This window comes from Streptomyces sp. NPDC101219, from assembly GCF_044767675.1.
Classification (GTDB): domain Bacteria; phylum Actinomycetota; class Actinomycetes; order Streptomycetales; family Streptomycetaceae; genus Streptomyces.
Genome location: NZ_JBIWOK010000002.1, coordinates 77,907 through 100,890, shown reverse-complemented (window position 1 = coordinate 100,890; position 22,984 = coordinate 77,907). Strand labels below are relative to the sequence as shown.

Here is a 22,984-nt window from a genome sequence, read left to right as displayed (position 1 = left end):
CACGCTCGCAGCGCACCACGCATCACGCACCACTCACCGCACCACGCCACCGCACCTCCACCACACCCCGCACGTCCCTCACCGCCCCACGACGCCCGAACCGCCCGACGGAACGGAAGGACGCCCCCCATGACCACGACCCTGCCGGCGGCCCCACCACCCCTCATGGGGAAGGCCGCGGTCGCCGCACTCGGCCTCCTGGCGCTGTCCACCGGCGCCCTGGAGTCGGTGGTGGCACCGACGATCCCGCTGCTGGAACGCGAACTGGGCATGAGCCCGTCCGCGTCGGCGCTGCTCGGCGTCGTCCTCCTCGTCACCGGCGCGCTGGTCACACCGCTGGCGGGGAAGTTCGGCGACCGGTACGGCGGGAAGACGGTCATGGTCCGGCTGATGGCGGTCGTCGCCGTCGGCGGCACCGTGTCCGCCCTCGCCCCCAACCTGCCCGTGCTGCTGCTCGGGCAGGTGCTGCAGGGCGCGATGGTGGGCGCGCTGCCCCTGTCGTTCGTCGTGGTGCGCGCCCACCTCCCCGCCGGGGAGTCGAAGGTCGCCATCGGCGTGGTCGGCGGACTCTTCGTCGGCGGCGGCATGGCCGGCATGCTGTCGGCCGGGCCGGTGGCCCAGGCGCTCTCCCGGCACTGGATGTTCGCCCTGCCGACGCTCGCGGTCGTCGCGTCCACCTTCCTCGTGCACCGGCTGATGCCGCCCGACCCGCCGCGCCCGTCCCGCGGCGCCGGCACCGACTGGCCCGGCCTGCTCCTGCTGAGCGGCACGCTCGTCACGCTCCTCCTCACCCTGGCGCTGGCACCCGAGGCCCGCTCGCGGCCCCTGCTGCTCGCGGCCCTCGTCCTGCTCCTCGGCGCCCTCGTCACCGGATGGGTGGCCGTGGAACGGCGCGCCGCCGACCCGATGGTCGACCTGCGCATGCTGGCGCGGCCCGCGATCTGGAAGGCGTGCGTGCTGACCTTCGTGATCTGCCTTGGCACGTCCACGGCCGTCTTCCTCGTCCCCCAGCTGCTCGACGAGCGGGGCGACGGATACGGGTTCGCGGCCGGCGCCACCGAGATCGGCCTCGTCCTGCTGCCCGGTGCCGTCGCCGCGACGCTGGCCGGGCCGCTCGGCGGGATCGGGGACCGCCGGTTCGGCTCCCGCGCCGTCGTCACCGCCGGCGTCGTCCTGATGACCGTCTCCCTGCTGGCCCTGGCCGCCGTGCACACCGAGATCTGGCACATCGCCACCGGCAAGGCGCTGATCGCTCTCGCCAACGGCCTGTGCGTCACCGCGCTGATGACCAGCACCGCCACGGCCGTCGACGCGAGCGACACCGGCATCGCCACCAGCCTGATCCTGGTGAGCCGCGTGCTCGGTTACGCCGTCGGCGGGCAGCTCGGCGGCGCCCTCCTCACCGCCGCCACCCCTCCCGGATCGACGGTCGCGGCCGAATCGGCCTACGTCACCGGCTTCGTCCTGGCCGGCGTCGTCACGTCGCTGGCTCTCCTCGTCACCCGCACCATGAACAAAGGAGTCCGGGCATGACCCGCACCGACCGTCCGACCGGCACCCGCCCCGCACCGCGGGGCAGCGCCCTGATCTCCGGGGCCGGCATCGCCGGCTGCGCCCTGGCCCACTGGCTCGACCGCGCCGGCTACGCGGTCACGGTCGTCGAGAAGTCCGCGACGCTCCGCAACGGCGGCTACCCCATCGACGTCCGCGGCACCGCGCTCGACGTCGTGGAACGCATGGGCATCCTGCCGCGGCTGCGCGACGCGCACGTCAGCCTGCGCCGCCTCACCTTCCTGAACGGCGACGGCAGCGAGCTGACCTCCCTGCCCCCGCACGCCGTCACCGGCGGCGACGCCGGACGCGACCTGGAGATACCGCGCGGTGAGTTGACCGAGGCCCTGTACGCGACCGTCCGGGACCGCGTGGAGTTCGTGTTCGACGACCGCGTCGACACCCTCGTCGAGACCGGACACGGGGTGGACGTCACCTTCCGGAGCGGCACGGACCGCACCTTCGACCTCGTCCTCGGCGCCGACGGCACGCACTCCCGCACCCGCGAGATGCTGTTCGGCCCGGAGGAACGCTTCCACCACCACCTCGGCCACTGCTTCGCCGTGTTCACCCTGCCCAACACGCTCGCCCTCTCCCACGAGACCGTCGTGTGGAACACCCCCGGCCGCGCCGTCGCCCTCTACGCCGTCGGCGACGGAGACGAGGTGCACGCCTTCCTCGACTTCGCCCGGCCCGAGCCGTCCCGCCACGTATTCGGCGACCGCGCGGCCGGACAGGCCCTCCTCACCGAGGTCTTCGCCGACGCCGGCTGGCGGGTCCCGGAGATCCTCGCCGCCCTCCACGGCGCGGACGACGTGTTCCTCGACGCCGTCGGCCAGATCCGCATGCCCCGCTGGACCAGCGGCCGGGCCGCCCTGCTGGGCGACGCCGCCTACGCGCCCTCGTTCCTCACCGGCCAGGGCACCAGCCTCGCCCTCGTCGGCGCCTACATGCTCGCCGCCTCCCTCGCCGGCCACCGGGACCACGCCGCGGGCCTCGCCGCCTACGAACACGGCACCCGCCCCTTCGTCACCCTCAACCAGAACATGGTCGGCGAGGGCGGCGCCACCCTCTTCCCCGCCACCGCCGAAGCCCTGGCCCGCCGCAACGCCCGCCTGCACTCCCTGCGCACCCTCCCCTCCTCACCCCCCAGGCCGGCCCACTCGGCCCTCACCCTGCCGGCCTTCCCGGCGCCCTGACCCGGCGAGCGGCAGCGCCGTAACCCGTCTTCGTCGGCGCTTCGCCGCACGGCAATGAAGTGCCCCCCACTTTCCAGAAGTAGCTTCCTGTGGTCCATCGATTACGTACCGTTGCCCTTGAGGTGAAGGGGGTTGTGGTGCGTGACGACCACGCGACGCTGGTGGGGTTGGGGTTCGACGATGAGCACCTGGAATCCATGGGGCTGGACAGGTCCGCGACGGCCCGGCCGTCCGGACTCATGGATGTCTACCTGCGGCGAAGCAACAAAAAGGAAGACCTGGCAACACTGCGGGGGCACGTGCGGGACGTGGTCCGCTGGGCGCGGACGAACGGACTTCAGATCCGGCACGTCTGGTTCGAGCAACTCTCAGCTTCGAAGTCCTACGTCAGACGGCGGGAGTTCGAAAAGGCCATTCAATCGATCATGGACGGTAGGTCCAGAACACTCGCGGTGTGGAAGACGGACCGTTTCGACCGGCGCGGCATGGGAGCTGTGGGCCGGATGCTCGACGAGTTCGACCGTCGGCAAGCGCGGCTCGTCTCTGTTTCCGAAGGGCTGGATTCCTCGCAGGGTGGCCGCATGGTCTTCGCGATTCTGAGTGAGCGTGCGAAGGAGGAAGCGCGGGACATGGCAAGACGAGTGAAGAGCGGCCATGACGCGCACAAGGCGGAGGGGCGAAGGGGCACGGGCAGGCCCCCGTTCGGTCTCTACAGCGCGCCGGGAAGCGGCAAGGTCGAACCCCATCCCGACGAGTACGACACAGCACGCAGGCTGGCGGACTTCCTGCTCGACAAGAAGACGACCAAGGACACCGCGCACCGACTCAATGAGGCGGGGTACCGGACCCGGAGCGGTGCCACCTGGTCGCCGACAGCGGTCAGCAAGCTCGCTCAGTCCCCGCTCTTCGCGGGCATGGTCCCGGTCCGACGGCGCAGAACGGACGAATACGGCAACCCCTTGGACAGTTGGGAGGGCTACGGCGAGCCCCTGCGTAATGAGCAGGGCGAGGTCATCATGTGTGGCCGTGGGGTTGTGACGCCGGGTGAATGGTTCAAGATCAAGGCGCTCATTGCCGGACGGACCGACGAACGGTGGGCGAAGGGCAAGCGGGAAGCGGCCTATCTAGGCACGGGGACCTACCGATGTGGTCGGCTCCGGGACAAGTGGGGCACGGGCGAGCTCGAGATCTGTGGCGGCTCGATGAGCCATCGCGGCGGACGCTATCGCTGTCAGGTGCGGCAGACACGCGGCACGTCCGTGTGCGGCGGAGTGGTGACCCTCGCCGACCGCATCGACCACGCGGTCGGTCAGGCCTGGGTCGACCACATCGCGGTCCTTGCGCCTGGCGACCCGGTGGTCGTCGAAGTAGCCCGCCGGTGGCTCGCCGTCGTGGACCCTGAATCGAAGGCGAAGAAGGACGAGGCTCTGGCGGCCCTCGAGGCGGCCCAGCGGCGTGTGCGGAAGCTCGAGGATGACTTCTACGTGTTCGGGAAGATGGACGAAGAGCGCTTCGAAGAGTTGAGCGCGGGGCAGCGCGCCGTCATCGAGAGCACCATCACAATGCTCGATGCCTTGGAAGCGGAGGCAGACCTCTCGTCCCTCACGGCCGATGTCCTGCGTGACGCGTGGGCCTCGGCGGACCTGCGGGACAGACGGATGCTCCTGAAGTGCGCCCTGGGGGAGGGGGGTGTCACTGTCAAACCCGCTGCGCGGCAAGGGGACCACACCCCGATTCTGGAACGGCTGGAGTTCGACTGGTTGTCGGAGAAGGACACAACCGCTCGTCGGTGACCGTGAAGCGCCTGCCATGAGCGAACGAGCGCGTCGGAAACGAGTGGGGGAAACTGGATCGCCGGCCGACAGCATGGTCGGAACAGGCGTCCTGCGCGTCGCTGTCGTGGGCCGACCGGTCCGCGAGCTCTGGCGCTGAGGCCGTCCCTCGGCGCCGTTCGTGTGCCGGACCTGTGGCGCATGGGCGGGGCGGAGGCGGGGTGCGCGAGGATGGGGGCATGCCCAATCGACTCGCACAGGCCACGTCCCCGTATCTCCTCCAGCACGCCGACAACCCCGTCGACTGGTGGCCGTGGGAGGCCGGCGCGTTCGAGGAGGCCCGGCGGCGTGACGTCCCGGTCTTCCTGAGCGTCGGTTACAGCGCGTGCCACTGGTGCCATGTCATGGCGCACGAGTCCTTCGAGGACAACGAAGTCGCCGTGTTCATGAACGAGCACTTCGTGTCCGTCAAGGTGGACCGCGAAGAGCGGCCCGACGTGGACGCCGTGTACATGGAGGCCGTGCAGGCCGCCACCGGGCAGGGTGGCTGGCCGATGTCCGTCTTCCTGACCCCGGAAGGGGAACCCTTCTATTTCGGCACCTACTTCCCGCCGGAGCCCCGACACGGGATGCCGTCCTTCAAGCAGGTGCTGGAAGGGGTCCACAGCGCGTGGACGAGTCGACGCGACGAGGTGGGGGAGGTCGCCACGAAGATCACCAGGGACCTCGCCGGGCGGGAACTGAGTGTCGAGTCCACGGGGTCACCCACCGACGAGACGCAAGCGATGTCGCTCCTCCAACTGACCCGGGACATTGACCCTGCGAGCGGTTGGTTCAAGGGAGACACGAAGTTTCCGCCGTCGATGGTGATCGAGTTCCTGTTGCGGCACCATGCGCGGGCCGGTTCCGTGGCGGCGCTGGAGATGGCAGAAGGGCTCTGCGGAGCGATGGCTCGGTCCAGCCTGTACGACCAGGTGGGAGGCGGCTTCCATCGGTACGTACTGACGCCCAGGGCGGGTGGACCTCTGGTCCCGCATTTCGAAAAGATGCTCTACGACAACGCCCTCCTCTGCCGCGTCTACGCGCACCTGTGGCGGTCCACGGGCTCGGAGCCGGCGCGCCGGGTGGCGTTGGAGACCGCGGACTTCATGGTGCGCGAACTGCGCACGCCGGAGGGCGGGTTCGCGTCCGCGCTGGACGCCGACAGCGACGACGGCACGGGGAGGCACACCGAGGGCGCCTACTACGTGTGGACGCCCGCACAGTTGCGGGAGGTGCTCGGGGAGGCGGACGCGGAGCTGGCCGCGCGGTACTTCGGGGTGACCGAGGAGGGCACCTTCGAGGAGGGCGCTTCGGTGCTGCAACTGCCGCAGCGCGACGAGGTGTTCGACGCGGAGCGGATCGAGGGCATCCGGGAGCGGCTGCTGGCGGCCCGGTCGTCGCGGCCGGCGCCGGGCCGGGACGACAAGGTGGTCGCCGCGTGGAACGGGCTGGCGGTCGCGGCGCTCGCGGAGACCGGGGCGTACTTCGGCCGGCCGGATCTGACGGAGGCGGCGGTGGCCGCGGCGGATCTGCTGGTGCGGGTGCATCTGGACGAGCAGGCGGCGCTCGCGCGGACCAGCAAGGACGGCCGGGCCGGTGTCAACGCGGGGGTGCTGGAGGACTACGCGGACGTCGCCGAGGGGTTCCTGGCGCTGGCGTCGGTGACGGGGGAGGGGGTGTGGCTGGAGTTCGCGGGGCTGTTGCTCGGGCATGTGCTGGCCCGGTTCACGGACGAGGAGTCGGGTGCGCTGTTCGACACGGCGGCCGACGCGGAGCGGCTGATCCGGCGTCCGCAGGATCCCACGGACAATGCGGCGCCGTCGGGCTGGACGGCGGCGGCGGGGGCGTTGCTGGGGTATGCCGCGCACACGGGTTCGGTTCGGCACCGCAGGGCGGCGGAGCGGGCGCTGGGTGTGGTGAAGGCGCTGGGGCCGCGGGTGCCGCGGTTCATCGGGTGGGGGCTCGCGGTGGCCGAGGCGTTGCTGGACGGTCCGCGGGAGGTGGCCGTGGTGGGTCCGGCGCCGGAGGATCCCGGCACGGTGGCGCTGCACCGGACGGCGTTGCTGGGGACGGCGCCGGGGGCGGTGGTGGCGGTGGGGACTCCGGAGAGTGACGAGTTCCCGTTGCTGGCGGACCGTCCGCTGGTGGACGGCCGGCCTGCGGCGTACGTCTGTCGCAATTTCACCTGTGACGCTCCGACGACCGAAAATGATCGGTTGCGGGTGGCGCTGGGCGGCTGAGGAGCCGGGTGCACCTGGCGTTTCGTGGGGTCCGGCGGATGGTCGCGGAGTGGCTTGTTCTGGTCAACTCTGCGCATCTGTCGGACAGTTCCGCAACGAGCTCTTTATCGGAAAGGCCCCCGCGCTTCACAACTCCCCCCTAATCTCTGCACGGTGACGTGACGCGTGCGGCGTTCTGTGCGTAACGCGCCGTCACGGCACGGGGGTTATGGGATCTGGGGGGATCTGTTTTGCTCACGTCGTTGTTCATTGCTGTCGTTTCGCTGGCCCTCTTCTGGATGGCCGGGTTCACCTTGTGGTGGCAGATGCACGCCTGGCGGACGCCGGAGGTGCTGGCGTCCACCCGGTTCGGCAGCCCGGACGGCGGCGGTCGCCTCTCCTTCTCGCTGCTGCTGCCCGCCCGCCACGAGCAGGCGGTGCTCGACCACACCATCCAGCGGCTGCTGGAGTCGAGCCACACCGACTTCGAGATCATCGTCATCGTCGGCCACGACGACCCCGGCACCACCGCCGTCGCCGAGGCCGCCGCGGGCCGCGATCCGCGGGTGCGGGTGGTCGTCGACACCCATGAACGCAAGAACAAGCCGAAGGCCATGAACACGGCGCTGCCGCACTGCCGCGGCGACGTCGTCGGGGTCTTCGACGCCGAGGACCAGGTCCACCCGGAGCTGCTCGCCCACGTCGACCACGCCTTCCGCTCCACCGGCGCGGACGTGGTCCAGGGCGGGGTGCAGCTGATCAACTTCCACTCCAGCTGGTACAGCCTGCGCAACTGCCTGGAGTACTTCTTCTGGTTCCGCTCCCGCCTGCACCTGCACGCGCAGAAAGGGTTCATCCCGCTGGGCGGCAACACTGTCTTCGTCCGCACCGACGTGCTGCGCGAGGCGGACGGCTGGGACCCCGACTGCCTCGCCGAGGACTGCGACCTGGGTGTGCGGCTGTCCAGCGTCGGCAAGCGGGTCGTGGTCGCCTACGACTCCGACATGGTCACCCGGGAGGAGACCCCGGGCTCCCTGATGTCGCTGCTGAAGCAGCGCACCCGCTGGAACCAGGGCTTCCTTCAGGTGTACCGGAAGAAGGACTGGAAGCAACTGCCCACGTTCGGGCAGCGGTTGCTGGCCCGCTACACGCTCATGACACCGTTCCTCCAGGCGTTCACCGGGCTGATCATCCCGCTGAACGTGGCGATCGCCGTCTTCCTCGACGTGCCCGTGGGCATCGCCTTCATCACCTTCCTGCCGGCCGTCACCGCCCTGGTCACCTTCGTCTTCGAGGTCGTGGGACTGCACGACTTCGGCCGGCAGTACGGGCTGCGCGTGCGGTTCGTGCACTACCTCAAGCTGGTCGTGGGCGGCCCCTTCTACCAGGTGCTCCTCGCCGGTGCCGCGGTCCGCGCCGTCTGGCGCGAGCAGCGGGGCCGCAACGACTGGGAGCTGACCACCCACGTCGGCGCCCACCTCGACGCGTCCGGTACGACCCGGTCCGGCACGTCCGGCGTGACCCGAGAGGACGTTCCCGCGTGACCTCCACCCTTCCCGCGGCGACCGCCCCGAAGGTCCCCGCGCAGCGCCGGCCCGCGCCCGCGGCCGGTCCCACGGGCCGCGCCCTGCCGCCGAGCCGGCTGCGTTCCTCCCGTTCCGACCTGCTCCTGTGCGGGGCCCTGCTGGTGGCGATCCTGCTCGTGCAGGGCTGGAACATCAGCGCCTACCCGACCCTCAGCGACGACGAGGGCACCTATCTCGCGCAGGCCTGGGCCGTCCAGGAAGGCCGGGGCCTGGCGCACTACACGTACTGGTACGACCATCCGCCGCTCGGCTGGATCCAGCTCGCCGTCCTGACCTGGATCCCCGCGATGCTCAGCCCCGAGTCCATGACCGTGGGCACCATGCGGGCCGTGATGCTGCTGATCAGCGGCATCAGCGCGGTCCTGGTGTACGTCCTGGGCCGCCGGCTCGCCCTGCCCCGCTGGGCGGCCGGGCTCGGCATGGCCCTGTTCGGGCTGTCCCCGCTGTCGGTGGTGCTCCAGCGGGAGATCTTCCTCGACAACCTCGCGGTGATGTGGACGCTGCTGGCCTTCACCCTCGCCGCCTCCCCGAGCCGTCACCTCTGGCACCACTTCGGCGCGGGCATGGCCGCCGCAATCGGGGTGCTGACCAAGGAGACGATGCTCGTCGTCCTGCCCGCCCTGTTCCTCACGGCCTGGCGGCACAGCCATCCCGACACCCGCAAGTTCGCGCTGACCGGCGCCGTCACTGCCTGCGCCCTCATCGGCTTCTCCTACCCGCTCTTCGCGCTGCTGAAGGGCGAGTTGCTGCCGGGCAGCGGCCACGTCTCCCTGTGGGACGGCGTCACCTACCAGATGACGCGGCCCGGCTCGGGCTTCATCCTCGACGAGGGCTCCGGCTCCTGGGGCGTGCTGCAGTCCTGGCTGTACTACGACCGCATCCTGCCGCTCGGCGGACTCGCCGGCGCCCTGCTGCTGCTCGCCACCTGGCGCTGGTCGGTCACCGCCCGCGCCCTCGCGGGCCCCGCGCTCACCGTGGCGATCCTGGCCGCGCTGGCCCTGCGCCCCAACGGCTACCTGCCCGCGATGTACGTCATCCAGGCGCTGCCGTTCCTCGCGCTGGTCCTCGCCGGGGGCGCCGCGAGCGTCGCGCACGCCGTCCTGCGGCGCCGGCGGTCGGACACCGAGCGGCGGGTGGTGGTCCACGCCCGGTACGCGCTCGCCGTCGCCCTGGCCCTCGCCGCCTGCGCGTACGTCGTCCCCCGCTGGTACGACGGGGCGCGCACCGCCGTCACCACCGACGCCAACGCGCCCTACGAGGGGGCCGTGCGGTGGATGGCCACCGAGGTGCCCGACCCGGGCGGCACCCGGGTGCTGGTCGACGACGCGATGTGGCTGGACCTGGTGCACGCCGGGTACCGGCCCGGCCTGGGCGTCATCTGGTTCTACAAGGCCGACCTGGACCCGGCGGTGACGAGGACGATGCCGCGCGGCTGGCGGGACATCGACTACGTGGTGGCCTCCCCGACGGTGCGGCGCGACGCGAAGGACCTGCCCAATGTGCGGGCGGCCATCGAGCACTCGGTGCCGGTGGCCACCTTCGGCGACGGCGAGGACCGGGTCGAGATCCGCCGCGTCGAGACCGCCGGAGGCAGCCGATGAGCCAGGAGCACACGGTCCCCGGAGGGCTCGGCGACCCGGCCCTCGACCCGGCCGGAGTGGCCGAGCCGGGAGCGGTCACCATCGTCGTCCCGACGTTCAACGAGTCGGCGAACATACGGGCGTTGCTGCAGCAGATCACCGAGTCGGTGCCGTCCCGGCTGCCGTGCGAGGTGGTCTTCGTGGACGACTCCACCGACGACACCCCCGACGTGATCCGCGAGGCCGCGCAGGACTGCCCGTTCCCGGTGACCGTGCTGCACCGCGAGGAGGCGGCCGGCGGGCTCGGCGGCGCGGTCGTCGAGGGTCTCAAGGCGGCCACCTCGGACTGGGTGGTCGTCATGGACGGCGACTGCCAGCACCCGCCCGCCCTCGTGCCGGAGCTGGTGGCGACGGGGGAGCGGACGAACGCAGGCCTCGTCGTCGCCTCCCGCTACCTCAAGGGCGGCAGCCGCGCCGGGCTGGCCGGCAGCTACCGGGTGGCCGTCTCGCGCGGCGCGACCTGGCTGACCAAGGCGCTGTTCCCGCGTCGCCTGCACGGCATCAGCGACCCGATGAGCGGCTTCTTCGCCATCCGCCGCAGCACGGTCACCGCCGACGACCTCAAGCCGCTCGGCTACAAGATCCTGCTGGAGCTCGCCGTCCGCAGCCGCCCCCGCACGGTCGCGGAGGTCCCGTTCGTCTTCCGGGAGCGGCACGCGGGGGAGTCCAAGTCGACGGCCGGCGAGGGCTTGCGTTTCCTGCGGCACCTCACCGGGCTGCGCACCGAGTCGCCGCCCGCCCGCATGATCGTCTTCGGGCTGATCGGTCTCACCGGCTTCCTGCCGAACCTGGCCGCGCTGTGGGCGCTGACCGGGGCGGGCGTGCACTACCTGCCGGCCGAGATCGCCGCCAACCAGTTCGGCGTGGCCTGGAACTTCCTGCTGATCGAGACCCTGCTGTTCCGTGAGCGGCGGCGGCACCGGCACTGGGCGGACCGCACGGTGCGGTTCGCGCTGCTCGCCAACGCCGACCTGGTGCTGCGCCTGCCCCTGATCGCGCTGCTGGTGAGCCGGTTCGGGATGGCCGCGGTCCCGGCCACCGCCCTGGCTCTCGCGATCACCTTCGTCCTGCGCTTCGTGGGGACCGAAGCGCTGGTGTACCTGCCTCGCCGCAGTCGTCCAAGGAGTGGTACGTCATGAATCCCGCCACCGTCCTGGCCCGGCGCAGAGCGGCGGCCCTGCTGGCCGTCGGCGCCCTCACCACGGGCCTGCTCCTCACCGCGCCGCAACCCGCCTCCGCCGCCAACCTGATCACGAACCCCGGCTTCGAGACCCCCGGCACCGGCGACATGCCGTACTGCTGGGAGAAGTCCGGCTGGGGCGACAACGACTTCACGTTCACCACCACCTCCGACGCCCGCACCGGCGACAGCGCGATGAAGGTCGAGCTGACCCGCCGCACCGACGGCGACCGCAAGGCCCTGATCACCGAGTCCGCCGACTGCGCGCCCGTGGTGACGCCGGGCAAGCAGTACGACCTGGGCCTCTGGTACAAGACGACCACCCCGGACGCGTCCATCACGCTGTTCCGGCACGACAGCACCGCCGGCTGGCAGTACTGGACCGACCTCAAGACGCTGGACATGCAGCCCGCCACCTGGACCGAGGCGACCGTCCGCACCCCCGAAGTCCCCGAGGGCACCGACCGCATCTCCTGGGGCGTCTCCGTCTACGGCACCGGCGCGGCCACCACCGACGACTACACGATGGAGCAGGTCGCCGACCCCGTCCCGGAGCCGGACTGCACCGGCTCGCCGGCCGACTGCGCCGACGGCGAGTGGGAGGTGCTGGCCACCGAGAACCCGGTCCGCTCCATGCACTCGGTGGTCCTGCACAACGGCAAGGTGCTGCTGATCGCCGGTTCCGGAAACGACCCGGAGCTGTTCGAGGCGGGCACCTTCACCTCCGCCGTCTACGACCCCGAGCAGGGCACCTACAAGGTCGTCCCCACCCCGGACGACATGTTCTGCGCGGGCCACGTGCAGCTACAGGACGGCCGGGTCCTGGTGATGAGCGGCAACAAGGGCTACCCGTCCGACGACGGCACCATCGGCTACCAGGGCTACAAGGACTCCTACATCTTCGACCCGGAGACGGAGACCTACACGAAGACCAACGACATGAACGACGGTCACTGGTACCCGTCGGCAACCATCCTCGGCAACGGTGACGTGCTCAGCTTCGGCGGTCTGCGCGAGGACTCCACCGGCTCGGTCACCGCCGAGCGGTGGTCGGACGCCGAAGAGAAGTGGCTGCCGACCTGGCAGGTCAACCAGACCTGGTCGTACTGGGGCCTGTACCCGTCGATGATCCTCATGCAGGACGGGCGCCTCTTCTACTCCGGCAGCCACGTCTTCGGCAACAACATCCCGGGCACCGGCTCCGCGATCTACGACTACGACGCCAACACCATCACCCAGGTGCCGGGCCTGCAGAACAAGGACGAGCGGGACCAGTCCGCGAGCGTGCTGCTGCCCCCGGCGCAGGACCAGAAGGTGCTGACCCTGGGCGGCGGCAACATCGACAGCAACCCGGAGGCCAACCGGCTGACCGACATCATCGACCTCAAGCAGCCGGACCCGGCGTACGTGGCCGGCCCGCCGATCCCGCAGGGCACCGTCGACCTCGGCAACGGCCGCGTCCCGCAGACCGGTGACCAGGGCAAGATGTACGTCTCCGCGGTCCTGCTGCCCGACGGCACGGTGCTGGAGACCGGCGGCGCGCTGCACAACCGGGCCGACCCGGTGTACGAGACGTCGATCTTCGACCCGGCGACGGAGACCTTCGACCCGGTGGCCGCCGACCCGGAGGCCCGCGGCTACCACTCCTCGGCGTTCCTGCTGCCCGACGGCCGGGTCATGACCACCGGCGACAACCCGGGCGACGGCTCCTGGAACCACAACGTGTCGATCTACAGCCCGCCCTACCTCTTCAAGGGCGAACGCCCGGTGATCACCTCGCTGATCGACACCGAGTGGACCTACGGCGACACCCAGCGGATCACCGTCGACCGGCCGATCGCCAAGGCCGAGCTGATCCGCCCGGCGGCCGTCACCCACTCCTCCGACCCCAACCAGCGGTTCGTGGACCTGCCGCTGTCGGTGGACGGTGACGACCCCACGACCGTCGACCTGAACGTGACGAGCAACCCCAACCTGGCCCCGCCCGGCTGGTACATGCTGTTCGCCGTCGACGCCAACGGGGTCCCGTCGGTGGCGAAGTGGGTGCACCTCCAGGGCCCGCCCGCCCTCACCGCCCAGGACGCCCACGCCCACGCGCACGTCCACGACTTCGCCGACGCCCCGCAGGGCAAGGTCACCGGCCCCCGCACGAAGCGCGCCGCCGAACCGGTCGCCCCGACCGTCTCCGGCTGCGACCGCCACTACGGCTCGGCCAACGTCTGCGTGCCCACCACCTTCCCGGCGGACGTCGAACCCACCACGGCCGCCCGCTGCGACTGGCTGAAGGAGCACGACTACGGCCGGCTGAAGGTCAACGGCAAGGACGACCCGCTGAAGCTGGACCGCGACCGGGACGGCATCGCCTGCGGCAAGGGGGACTACCGGCAGCGCCGCTGAGGAACCGCTGACGAACCCCTGAACGACGGCGGGGGCACACGCACCACCACGGTCCGTGCGCCCCCAACGGCGTCGCTTGCCTGCCGCTTGCCTGCCGCACGTCACCCGCGCTCGGCGTGGAAGGCGACCGCCCGGTCCACGATGGCCTCCAGCTGCTCGTGGTGCGCGCCCTTCCAGTACGCGCGCCCGCACTGCGCGCACTGCGCGAACACGTCGTACGTCCGGTGCGTACCGCCCTTGAGCTGGTCGGCGACCTGCTCCTTGGTCGCGGAGCGCAGCAGACCGTTGCAGGCGGTGCAGCGGGTCCAGGGCCGCAGCTCGGGCCGGAACCGGTCGAGCACGTACTCCAGCTGCTCCTCGGGCCGGGTGCTGTAGACGAACGCGCCCGCCCACAATTCCCGGCGGCGCAGCAGTCCCCGGTCGCGGCTGAGCATCACCCGCTGCTCGGCCGCCGAACGGGCGGCCAGCGCGGGATCCCCGATGTCGGTGGACTCGTACGCGGTGTCCACGCCCAGCAGCCGCATCCGCCGCGCCAGCGTGCCGAGGTGCACGTCGAGGAGGAACCGCAGCGGCGCGCCGGGGACTCGCTGGGGGTGCTCGACGGCGCGCACGGTCACCGACTCGCCCGCGCCGGGCAGGTGCGAGACGGGCACCTCGCGGCCGTCCACGAGCAGCGTGCCGACCTCGGTGAGCGGTACCCCGAGCGACTCGACGACGTGGCCCAGGCCGGAGACGCCGTCGGTGCCGGTGTGCAGCGTGCCGGTGGCCCGGGCCTGCGGCACGAAGACGAGCAGTTGCGGGGCGAACTCGACACGGATCTCTGGACCGTTCACCCGGCAAGGATGACACGGCGGCCGGTCGCGGCCCCGGCATTTCCCGGCGGGCGGTCCGTGCGCAGGGACGTCGGGGGCCCGCACGGAGAAGCCGCGGCGCCGGTGTCGACGCCGCGGCTCGTGCGGTATTCGGACGGACTGCCGGCGGGCTCCCTCCCCCCGGTGTGCTGTCAGTACGCGACCAGGGAGATGCCCACGTAGTGGGCGATGAAGGCCGCCAGGGTGAAGGAGTGGAACACCTCGTGGAAGCCGAACCAGCGGGGTGAGGGGTTCGGGCGCTTGATGCCGTAGATGACGCCCCCGGCGCTGTAGAGCAGGCCGCCGACGACGACGAGGACCAGGACGGCGATGCCGCCGGCACGCATGAAGTCGGGGAGGTAGAAGACGGCGGCCCAGCCCATGGCGATGTAGCAGGGGGTGTACAGCCAGCGGGGCGCCCCGACCCAGAAGACCCGGAAGAGGATGCCCGCGGCGGCCGCCGCCCAGATGCCCCAGAGCAGCCACTGGCCCTTGGCGTCCGGCAGGAGCAGGATCGTCAGCGGGGTGTAGGTGCCCGCGATGATCAGGAAGATGTTGGCGTGGTCCAGGCGGCGCAGGACGCCGTCCATGCGCGGACTCCAGTCGCCCCGGTGGTACAGCGCGCTGACGCCGAAGAGCAGGCAGGCGGTCAGGGCGTAGATCCCGCAGGCGATGCGGCCCCGGGTGGAGTCGGCCAGGGCGGTGAGCACCAGCCCGGCGACCAGGGCGGCGGGGAACATGCCGAGGTGCAGCCAGCCGCGCAGCTTCGGCTTGACCGGGTGGGGCAGGGAAATCTCCTCCGGGCCGCGGCCTGCGGAGGTGTGGTCGGTTGCGTCGGGGACGAACGCTGTCATGGCCGCATCGTACCTACGGGACCGTAAGTTACGGATGAGTGCGGCCTCTTGACCGACGGGAAGTGGCCATCGTCTCACGCGTCGCCCGGCCCGCGCACCCCTCGGGAATCGTCACGCAAAGATTGCGCAAGGTGTACTCAATGTGCACGTAAAGAACCCCGGAAAACCGTGGCCATCGTCACGTTGCTCACCTGTGCGCCCCTCTGGACAGATGGGCGCGCGCATCGCATGATCATATGAGTGCGGTCGGTACCGGATGAGCGCCAAGATCCCTCCGTGAAGCATCCGGGCCGCAGCCCCCACGGGGCCTCCAACCAAAAAACCCTCATTTAGGAGCAATCGTGGCGCGCGACATCGCGGCTCCCGGCGTCCCCACCACCCACCAGGGACTGATCTCCTGGGTCAACGAGATCGCAGAACTGACGCAGCCCGACGCCGTCGTCTGGTGCGACGGCTCGGAGGCCGAGTACGACCGGCTGTGCGAGGAACTCGTCGCCAAGGGCACCTTCAAGAAGCTGGATCCGATCAAGCGCCCCAACTCCTACTACGCGGCCTCCGACCCCACCGACGTCGCCCGCGTCGAGGACCGGACGTTCATCTGCTCCGAGAAGGAGGAGGACGCCGGCCCCACCAACCACTGGAAGGCCCCCGCCGAGATGCGGGAGATCTTCTCCGGCGACAAAGGGCTGTTCCGCGGCTCGATGAAGGGCCGCACCATGTACGTGGTGCCCTTCTGCATGGGCCCCCTCGGCTCGCCGCTGTCCGCGATCGGCGTCGAGATCACCGACTCGGCGTACGTCGCCGTCTCCATGCGCACCATGACCCGCATGGGGCAGCCCGTCCTGGACGAGCTCGGCGACGAGGGCTTCTTCGTCAAGGCCGTGCACTCCGTCGGCGCCCCGCTCGCCGAGGGCCAGGAGGACGTCCCCTGGCCGTGCAGCAGCACCAAGTACATCTCGCACTTCCCCGAGGACCGCGAGATCTGGTCCTACGGCTCCGGCTACGGCGGCAACGCCCTGCTCGGCAAGAAGTGCTACGCCCTGCGCATCGCCTCCGTCATGGCCCGCGACGAGGGCTGGCTCGCCGAGCACATGCTCATCCTCAAGCTGACCCCGCCGCAGGGCGAGTCCAAGTACGTCGCCGCCGCCTTCCCGAGCGCCTGCGGCAAGACCAACCTCGCCATGCTGGAGCCCACGATCTCCGGCTGGACCGTCGAGACCATCGGCGACGACATCGCCTGGATGCGTTTCGGTGAGGACGGCCGCCTCTACGCGATCAACCCCGAGGCCGGCTTCTTCGGCGTCGCCCCCGGCACCGGCGAGCACACCAACGCCAACGCGATGAAGACCCTCTGGGGCAACTCCGTCTTCACCAACGTCGCCCTCACCGACGACGGCGACGTGTGGTGGGAGGGCATGACCGAGGAGGTCCCGGCCCACCTGACCGACTGGAAGGGCAACGACTGGACGCCCGAGTCGGGCACCCCGGCCGCCCACCCCAACGCCCGCTTCACCACCCCGGCCGCGCAGTGCCCGATCATCGCGCCCGAGTGGGAGGACCCCAAGGGCGTGCCGATCTCCGCGATCCTCTTCGGCGGACGCCGCGCCACCGCCGTCCCCCTCGTCACGGAGTCCTTCGACTGGAACCACGGCGTCTTCCTCGGCGCCAACGTCGCCAGCGAGAAGACCGCCGCCGCCGAGGGCAAGGTCGGCGAGCTGCGCCGCGACCCGTTCGCCATGCTGCCGTTCTGCGGCTACAACATGGGCGACTACATGGGCCACTGGATCGAGGTGGGCGCCGACAAGGACCAGTCGAAGCTGCCCAAGATCTACTACGTCAACTGGTTCCGCAAGAACGACGAGGGCACGTTCGTCTGGCCCGGCTTCGGCGAGAACTCCCGCGTCCTGAAGTGGATCGTGGACCGCCTGGACGGCAAGGCCGAGGGCGTCGAGACCCCCATCGGCATCCTGCCGACCAAGGACGCCCTCGACACCGACGGCCTCGACCTCTCCGACAGCGACCTGGAGTTCCTCCTCACCGTCGACAAGGAGGTCTGGCGCGAGGAGGCCGCCCTGGTCCCCGAGCACCTCAACACCTTCGGCGACCACACCCCCAAGGAGCTGTGGGACCAGTACCGCGCGCTGGTACAGCGCCTGGGCTGACCACCAGCCCCCCAAGACTCCGCGGCCGGTCGGTACTCGGTTTGAGGATGCCCTGACCAGCGATCGTCACGCCACGGCCGGCCGCGGAACCGACCGGCGGGGCCCCGTACAACGGCGTACGGGGTTCCGGGCCCGCCACCGCGCCCCGTCCGCCCCGACGGGACCCGCGGCGACGGGCCCACCCCCGCCCACTGCGGCACGGCCCGCCCGGCGGGCTTTCACGAACGTGCCGATGGATGACCGAGCGCTCCGGCCGACGGACCCCGTCGACCGGAGCGCTCGGCCGTCGTCCCCCCGTCCTCCGCGTCCTCCGCGAACAGCTCGCACCACACCGTCTTGCAGCCCGGCCCGCGGTCCACCCCCCACCGCACGGCCAGCGCGTCCAGCAGCACCAGCCCCCGGCCCGACTCCGCCTCGGCGTCCGACGCCCCGCACAGCACGGGCAGCACCCCGGGCTCCGGATCGGTCACCCCCACCCGGACCCGCCCGCCGTCCCGCCACACCCGCACCGTCACGGGCACCCCCTCCCCGACATGCCGGACCACATTGGTCACCAGCTCGCTCACACACAGCCGGACATCGATCCCGTACGCCCGCAGCGCGCCCCGCAGCCGCGGCACGGCCGCCGGAGTCGCGAGCAACTCCAGCGTCAGCGGCGGTCCCACGAAGCGGCCGGCGGCCAGGGGGTGGTGGTCGTGCATGAGGTTCACACCTTCCAGTGCGCTGTGTGACGAACCACTCACACTCTGCCGCCGCGCCGCCTAGCGTGACAGGGCTGCGGACTCCCCGCCCCCGACAGGGGAAGCACCGCGCACCGCGCGGCAACGGCACACCCAGGACGGTGAACGATGGGGCAACGCAAGGACATCGACGGCTCGACCGGCGTCCCGACCTTCTACGGCAGCGAGTTGCGCTGGAAACGCGAGGAAGCGGGCCTGACCCTCCAGCAGTTGGTCGAGGGCAGCTTCTACGGCCCCAGCCACCTCAGCGAGATCGAACGCGGCACGCGCCGCATGCCCGCCGAACTGGCCGAACACGTCGACCGCGTCCTCGGCACGGACGGCTTCTTCACCCGGCGGTGCGAGGACGTACGGCGGGCGAAGAGGAAGGGCTACGCCGGCTATTTCGAACGGGTACTGGAGGCCGAGAAGTTCGCCGACACCATCGAGGAATGGTGTCCGACCCTGATCCCGGGGCTTCTGCAAACGGACGCCTACGCCCGCACAGTGATGCGTTCGGCGCACCCCCTGTCCTCGGACGAGGACGTGGAGGAGAAGGTGACGGCACGCCTGGCGCGCGCCCGCCTCTTCGAGGACAACCACAAGAAGCCCGAATACTGGGTCATCCTGTCCGAAGCCCTCCTACGGCAACCGATCCTGCCGCCGGAGCAGAACGCTGACCAGTGGGAGCACATCGCTGGGCTGGCACGGCGTCACCGCATCCTTCCCCAGATCCTTCCGTGGAACTGCGGCGCGCACCCACTCATGATGGGAATGGCCAAGGTCATGACCTTTCCCGACGCCCCACCGCTGGTCTATCTGGAGTCGCAGTACAGCGGAGACACGGTCGACGATCCGGCCCTCGTGAAGCAGTACCGCAAGGCATACGATCTGCTCAGGGCCGCCGCACTGTCTCCGAAGGCGTCCCTCGCCCTGATGGAGAAGGCGGCTGAGGATGACCGAAATGGCAAGCACCGGGATTGACTTGAGCGCCGCTGTCTGGCGCAGGAGCAGCTACAGCAACGGCACGGGCGGGGATTGCATCGAGGTGGCCGAGGCGTTCCCCGGAGCCGCCCGCTGGCGCAAGAGCAGCCACAGCAACGGGGACGGCGGTGACTGCCTCGAAGTCTGCGACGCCCACACCGGCGTCGTCCCCGTCCGGGACTCCAAGGTCCCGCACGGCCCCGTGCTGACAGTCACGGCACCGGCGTGGACGACGTTCGTCACGTCCCTCAAGCCGGACCCCGGGGCGTGACGCAGCCGCTCGGCGCCGAGCTCTTCGACGCCGACCGGCTGACCCTCGTCGAGGCCCCGGCACCACGGCTGTCGGCGGAGGACCGGCGGTCCATGGACGAGGCGTGGGAGGCGGCCGTCCGGGCCAATCCCACGCTGTTCGACGGACCGGTGGTCGGCTGCACCGGCCTGGAGCACGACGAGCCGCACGGCATCGTGCTGACGTGGGTCCGGGCGACGTACCGGTACTACGCCCTGCGCCGAACACCCGGAGCGACCGTGCGGCTGCCGTCCCTGTTCGCCGCGGTGGCCCAACCGTCGGACGACGGACGGCTCCTGGTCGGCCGGATGGCCCCGTGGACCACCTCACCGGGCCGCTGGCAGCTCCCCGGCGGCGCGGTCGAGCCACCGCCGGACGGCGAGATGCTGACCGAGAGTGACCTGCGCGAGCACGCGGCCCGCGAGCTGGCCGAGGAGACCGGAATCGAGACCCGGGGCGACCGCCTGACGCTCTGGCAGGTCACGCGGCGCGACAACGGCAGCGTCGGCGTCCTCTACAAGGCGCCGCCCGGACCGGCGGCTTGGCTGCGCGACCGCTTCGACACCCTCACGACGTCCGAGCGTGCCCTCGGCCACGCACCGGAACTGGACCGCATCGCTCTGGTGCGTTCCCCCGCCGACCTCGAAGCACTCGCAGGCCCGCACGTGCCGTACCTGCCCCTTGCCCTTTCTCGGCATGCCCGCAGGGCGGGGCCCGCCCAAGGGCGATGACGTGGCAAGGAGACCTGAGGGCCGCATGGCACCTACCCACTGGCTGGGAGAACCGCCCGTCGAGCGGGACCCGTTGACCGGCTGGGCGCTGTCCCGGCTCGCCTCGGCGGTCGCCGAGGACGTCAGGCTGAACGCGGTCGTTGACGTCACGTCCACGGCACGGGCGGTCGAGACGGACCTCGGCGGACCGTTCGGCGCTCGGGCGGTCGGCAGCCCCGCGACCGGGCGGCCCGGAGAGTCGCAAACGTTCCGCCTCACGGGCATCTCGACCCGCGGCCTGCGCGAGGAGGACGCGGGCGAGCCGTGGGCGGTGCTCTTCGACCCCGCCCGTCTGATCCGGGGCATCGGCACGGTGACCGGTGCTCGGCGCGACGGGGACGCGGTCGAACTCGCCCTGACTCCGCACCCGTTGTTCGCCGACCCTGCCGACGACTGGCTGCCGCCCGATGCCCGAAAGCTGGTGGTGCGACTCGACCCGGGGACCGGTCTGCTCCGCACCGCCGTGCTCCACGACGACGAGGGCCCCCTGGTCACCGCCCGCGTCCGCGAGGTGCACATCGACGAGGTGCGGTCGGAGGAAAGGGCGGGGCAGGTCCTGGCCCGGATGGCCAGGACCCTGGTGGAGCCGACTCGGCTGACGGCCGAGATCGCCGTGGAGGCCGACCCGCACGAGGACCTGTCCTTCACCCCCCAGCCGTCGGCCCGTTCCTGGACGGTCACGGTCGGCAGGGAGACCGTGAGGGTGACGGGCGACTACGCCCCGGATCGCACCGGTCCGCTCGCCGCACGGCTGGCCGAACTGCTGGCACCGGCCCGCATCGTCTCCCACCTGACCCACGTCACGCCCGGCCCCGGCAACTCCGTCCGCAGCGGGGTCCGCCCCCTCCGTGCGTTCCCGTTCAGCGCCTGGGCCCCGAACGACAGTCTGACGTGCACCTTCGCCGTCGACCCGGACACGGGCGTCCTCCTGCGCGCGGAGGCGACAGCGTCCGGTCAGCCGGTCATCCGCCACACGGTCACCGGGGTGCGCGCCGGGGCGGGGCTGTGAACGCCGTCCTCCGTGGCCTCTCTTTCGGGGACGGGGGCGAAGCCACCCGTAACCGGGGACCTGCCTCTTCGTTTTAGAGACGTACCTCTAAGAGATACGTCTCTAAAAGAGAGGAAGCACGATGGCCAGATCCACCCCACGCAGTCTGCCGAGACCCCCGGACATGTTCGACCGGGAGTGGGAGTGGAGCGAGCTGACCGCCTTCGCGACCGCCGAGGGCGCCGGGCCCCGGCTCGGCGTGGTGTCGGGCCGTCGGCGGCAGGGCAAGAGCTTCCTGCTCCAGGCGCTGGCGGACGCGACTGACGGCTTCTACTATGCGGCGGTCGAGGCATCGGCGGCCGAGTCCCTGCGGCTGCTGGGAGAGGCGATCGCACGCTTCACCGGCGCGGCGGTGCCCCCGAGGCCGGAGACCTGGGAACAGGCGCTGACGCTGCTCTTCGGGCTCGCGAAGGACCGGCCGGTGCCCGTCGTGATCGACGAGTTCCCCTACCTGGTGCAGAACGCGCCCGCCCTCCCCTCCCAGTTGCAGGCCGCCCTGGGCGTCCGTTCCGAGCGGCACGGCCGGGAGCGCCCCCGGATCCTGCTCTGCGGGAGCGCGATGTCGTTCATGGGCGGCCTGCTCTCCGGAGCGTCACCGCTCTACGGCAGGGCGGGTCTCGACCTGGTCGTGCACTCGCTCGGCTACCGGGAGGCCGCCGACTTCTGGGGCATCCGGGATCCGCGGCTGGCCGTCCTGGTGCACGCCATCGTCGGCGGGACGCCCGCGTACCGCAGGGAGTTCGTCGACGACGACGTGCCGGACGGGCCCGACGACTTCGACGCCTGGGTCTGCCGGACCGTACTCAATCCGGCACGCCCGCTCCACGGCGAGGCCCCCTACCTCCTGGCCGCCGAGCCGGACCTGCGGAACCGGTCGCTCTACCACTCGGTCCTGGCAGCGGTGGCGGGCGGGAACCGCACCAGCGGCGGTATCGCGAGCGCGGTCGGCCGCAAGGCCACGGACATCTCCCTGCCGCTGACCGTCCTGAAGAACTGCGGTCTACTGACCTCCGAACCGGACGCGTTCCGCGCCAACCGCGCCACCTACCACGTCGCCGAGCCCCTCATCACCTTCCACCACGCCGTCGTACGCCCGGAGACGGCCCTGCTGTCCCGTCGCCGTGGACCCGCCACCATGTGGGAACACAGCCGTCCGACGTTCCTCAGCAAGGTCGTCGGTCCCCACTTCGAGCGGTTGTGCCGGGAATGGGTCGAGTGGCACGCCGATGCCGCGACCTTCGGGGGCATGCCCATCCAGGTCTCGGCAGGGACCGTCGCCGACCCCGCGAACCGGACCACCCTGGAGGCCGACGTGGTGGTGCACGGAGCGGTGGGCCAGGATCAGGGCATCCTGCTCTCCGTCGGCGAGGCGAAGTGGCACAAGGTGATGCACCTCGGCCACCTACAACGCCTGCGCCGCATCCTGGAGTTGCTGAAAGCGCGAGGCGTGGACACCAGCCGGGCCCGCCCCGCCTGCTACAGCGGCGCGGGCTTCGCCCCGGAACTGCGCGACGCCGAGAAGCGGGGCGAGGTCGTCCTGGTCGACCTGCACCGGCTCTATCACGCGGCCTGACCCACCCCGGCCAGGCAGAGCCCGCCCATCCCTGAAAGGCACCGATGAGATACGGCCACTCATTTGCCGTCCTGGCGATTGCGTCATTTGTACTGTCCGGGTGTGGCCTTATCGGCGATGATGCCGGGAGGGCCGGGGGGCAGGAGAA

At 71.0% G+C, this 22,984-nt stretch carries 17 protein-coding genes; 14 read left to right on the top strand and 3 right to left on the bottom strand.

All coding sequences use genetic code 11. The annotated features are described in order from the left end of the window. Positions 1 to 129: 129 nt before the first annotated feature. The 8 genes from ACIRPP_RS03730 to ACIRPP_RS03695 all read left to right on the top strand — a co-directional run bounded on the left by ACIRPP_RS03730 (position 130) and on the right by ACIRPP_RS03695 (position 13,586). Positions 130 to 1,533 carry an MFS transporter gene (locus tag ACIRPP_RS03730; RefSeq protein WP_403637731.1) on the top strand — a complete coding sequence of 468 codons (1,404 nt, stop codon included), beginning with the start codon at positions 130 to 132 and terminating at the stop codon, positions 1,531 to 1,533. After that, complete coding sequence (locus ACIRPP_RS03725) at positions 1,530 to 2,750, top strand: FAD-dependent monooxygenase (RefSeq protein WP_403637729.1); 1,221 nt, start codon at positions 1,530 to 1,532, stop codon at positions 2,748 to 2,750. Before ACIRPP_RS03730 ends, ACIRPP_RS03725 begins: the two co-directional genes overlap by 4 nt. Positions 2,751 to 2,887: 137 nt before the next feature. Then, complete coding sequence (locus ACIRPP_RS03720; protein ID WP_403637727.1) at positions 2,888 to 4,543, top strand: recombinase family protein; 1,656 nt, start codon at positions 2,888 to 2,890, stop codon at positions 4,541 to 4,543. Between the two features lie 218 nt (positions 4,544 to 4,761). Beyond that, the gene (locus ACIRPP_RS03715) at positions 4,762 to 6,804 is read left to right on the top strand and encodes a thioredoxin domain-containing protein (protein ID WP_403637725.1); all 2,043 of its coding nucleotides are present in this window, start codon (positions 4,762 to 4,764) and stop codon (positions 6,802 to 6,804) included. A 230-nt stretch (positions 6,805 to 7,034) separates the two neighbouring features. Next, positions 7,035 to 8,327, top strand: a complete 1,293-nt coding sequence (locus tag ACIRPP_RS03710) for a glycosyltransferase (RefSeq protein WP_403637723.1) — start codon at positions 7,035 to 7,037, stop codon at positions 8,325 to 8,327. After that, the gene (locus ACIRPP_RS03705) at positions 8,324 to 9,970 is read left to right on the top strand and encodes an ArnT family glycosyltransferase (protein WP_403637721.1); all 1,647 of its coding nucleotides are present in this window, start codon (positions 8,324 to 8,326) and stop codon (positions 9,968 to 9,970) included. Before ACIRPP_RS03710 ends, ACIRPP_RS03705 begins: the two co-directional genes overlap by 4 nt. Next, positions 9,967 to 11,148: a glycosyltransferase gene (locus tag ACIRPP_RS03700; protein WP_403637719.1), complete on the top strand. Its 1,182-nt coding sequence runs from the start codon at positions 9,967 to 9,969 to the stop codon at positions 11,146 to 11,148. The genes ACIRPP_RS03705 and ACIRPP_RS03700 overlap by 4 nt, the downstream gene beginning before the upstream one ends. Next, positions 11,145 to 13,586 carry a galactose oxidase-like domain-containing protein gene (locus tag ACIRPP_RS03695; protein ID WP_403637717.1) on the top strand — a complete coding sequence of 814 codons (2,442 nt, stop codon included), beginning with the start codon at positions 11,145 to 11,147 and terminating at the stop codon, positions 13,584 to 13,586. The genes ACIRPP_RS03700 and ACIRPP_RS03695 overlap by 4 nt, the downstream gene beginning before the upstream one ends. Positions 13,587 to 13,687: 101 nt before the next feature. On the opposite strand, the gene ACIRPP_RS03690 is transcribed toward ACIRPP_RS03695, so the two are convergent. Both ACIRPP_RS03690 and ACIRPP_RS03685 read right to left on the bottom strand, forming a co-directional pair. After that, positions 13,688 to 14,419 (bottom strand): Mut7-C RNAse domain-containing protein, encoded by a 732-nt coding sequence (locus tag ACIRPP_RS03690; protein ID WP_403637715.1) that lies wholly within the window; start codon positions 14,417 to 14,419, stop codon positions 13,688 to 13,690. 170 nt (positions 14,420 to 14,589) lie between these two features. Next, on the bottom strand, positions 14,590 to 15,291 hold the full coding sequence (locus tag ACIRPP_RS03685) for a hemolysin III family protein (RefSeq protein WP_403637713.1): 702 nt from the start codon (positions 15,289 to 15,291) through the stop codon (positions 14,590 to 14,592). 341 nt (positions 15,292 to 15,632) lie between these two features. On the opposite strand from ACIRPP_RS03685, the gene ACIRPP_RS03680 reads away from it, so the two are divergent. Beyond that, entirely contained in the window at positions 15,633 to 17,453 is a 1,821-nt protein-coding gene (locus ACIRPP_RS03680; protein ID WP_403637711.1) for a phosphoenolpyruvate carboxykinase (GTP), read from the top strand. A gap of 218 nt (positions 17,454 to 17,671) precedes the next feature. On the opposite strand, the gene ACIRPP_RS03675 is transcribed toward ACIRPP_RS03680, so the two are convergent. Next, the gene (locus ACIRPP_RS03675; protein WP_403637709.1) at positions 17,672 to 18,154 is read right to left on the bottom strand and encodes an ATP-binding protein; all 483 of its coding nucleotides are present in this window, start codon (positions 18,152 to 18,154) and stop codon (positions 17,672 to 17,674) included. A 147-nt stretch (positions 18,155 to 18,301) separates the two neighbouring features. Between ACIRPP_RS03675 and ACIRPP_RS03670 the strand changes: the two genes are divergently transcribed. The 5 genes from ACIRPP_RS03670 to ACIRPP_RS03650 all read left to right on the top strand — a co-directional run bounded on the left by ACIRPP_RS03670 (position 18,302) and on the right by ACIRPP_RS03650 (position 22,836). After that, entirely contained in the window at positions 18,302 to 19,156 is an 855-nt protein-coding gene (locus ACIRPP_RS03670; protein ID WP_403637707.1) for a helix-turn-helix transcriptional regulator, read from the top strand. After that, positions 19,137 to 19,427, top strand: a complete 291-nt coding sequence (locus ACIRPP_RS03665) for a DUF397 domain-containing protein (RefSeq protein WP_403637705.1) — start codon at positions 19,137 to 19,139, stop codon at positions 19,425 to 19,427. The genes ACIRPP_RS03670 and ACIRPP_RS03665 overlap by 20 nt, the downstream gene beginning before the upstream one ends. Beyond that, complete coding sequence (locus ACIRPP_RS03660; protein WP_403637703.1) at positions 19,424 to 20,176, top strand: NUDIX hydrolase; 753 nt, start codon at positions 19,424 to 19,426, stop codon at positions 20,174 to 20,176. The genes ACIRPP_RS03665 and ACIRPP_RS03660 overlap by 4 nt, the downstream gene beginning before the upstream one ends. Positions 20,177 to 20,201: 25 nt before the next feature. Then, positions 20,202 to 21,224, top strand: a complete 1,023-nt coding sequence (locus tag ACIRPP_RS03655; RefSeq protein WP_403637701.1) for a hypothetical protein — start codon at positions 20,202 to 20,204, stop codon at positions 21,222 to 21,224. A gap of 121 nt (positions 21,225 to 21,345) precedes the next feature. Beyond that, positions 21,346 to 22,836 carry an ATP-binding protein gene (locus ACIRPP_RS03650; RefSeq protein ID WP_403637699.1) on the top strand — a complete coding sequence of 497 codons (1,491 nt, stop codon included), beginning with the start codon at positions 21,346 to 21,348 and terminating at the stop codon, positions 22,834 to 22,836. Positions 22,837 to 22,984: the final 148 nt, after the last annotated feature.

Excerpts from the sequence above, each read along its gene's own strand:
- ACIRPP_RS03730 (WP_403637731.1), top strand. The coding sequence starts at position 130 with ATGACCACGACCCTGCCGGCGGCCCCACCACCCCTCATGGGGAAGGCC.
- ACIRPP_RS03725 (WP_403637729.1), top strand. The coding sequence starts at position 1,530 with ATGACCCGCACCGACCGTCCGACCGGCACCCGCCCCGCACCGCGGGGC.
- ACIRPP_RS03715 (WP_403637725.1), top strand. The coding sequence starts at position 4,762 with ATGCCCAATCGACTCGCACAGGCCACGTCCCCGTATCTCCTCCAGCAC.
- ACIRPP_RS03700 (WP_403637719.1), top strand. The coding sequence starts at position 9,967 with ATGAGCCAGGAGCACACGGTCCCCGGAGGGCTCGGCGACCCGGCCCTC.
- ACIRPP_RS03695 (WP_403637717.1), top strand. The coding sequence starts at position 11,145 with ATGAATCCCGCCACCGTCCTGGCCCGGCGCAGAGCGGCGGCCCTGCTG.
- ACIRPP_RS03685 (WP_403637713.1), bottom strand. The coding sequence starts at position 15,291 with ATGACAGCGTTCGTCCCCGACGCAACCGACCACACCTCCGCAGGCCGC.
- ACIRPP_RS03675 (WP_403637709.1), bottom strand. The coding sequence starts at position 18,154 with ATGCACGACCACCACCCCCTGGCCGCCGGCCGCTTCGTGGGACCGCCG.
- ACIRPP_RS03670 (WP_403637707.1), top strand. The coding sequence starts at position 18,302 with ATGGGGCAACGCAAGGACATCGACGGCTCGACCGGCGTCCCGACCTTC.
- ACIRPP_RS03665 (WP_403637705.1), top strand. The coding sequence starts at position 19,137 with ATGGCAAGCACCGGGATTGACTTGAGCGCCGCTGTCTGGCGCAGGAGC.
- ACIRPP_RS03655 (WP_403637701.1), top strand. The coding sequence starts at position 20,202 with ATGGCACCTACCCACTGGCTGGGAGAACCGCCCGTCGAGCGGGACCCG.
- ACIRPP_RS03650 (WP_403637699.1), top strand. The coding sequence starts at position 21,346 with ATGGCCAGATCCACCCCACGCAGTCTGCCGAGACCCCCGGACATGTTC.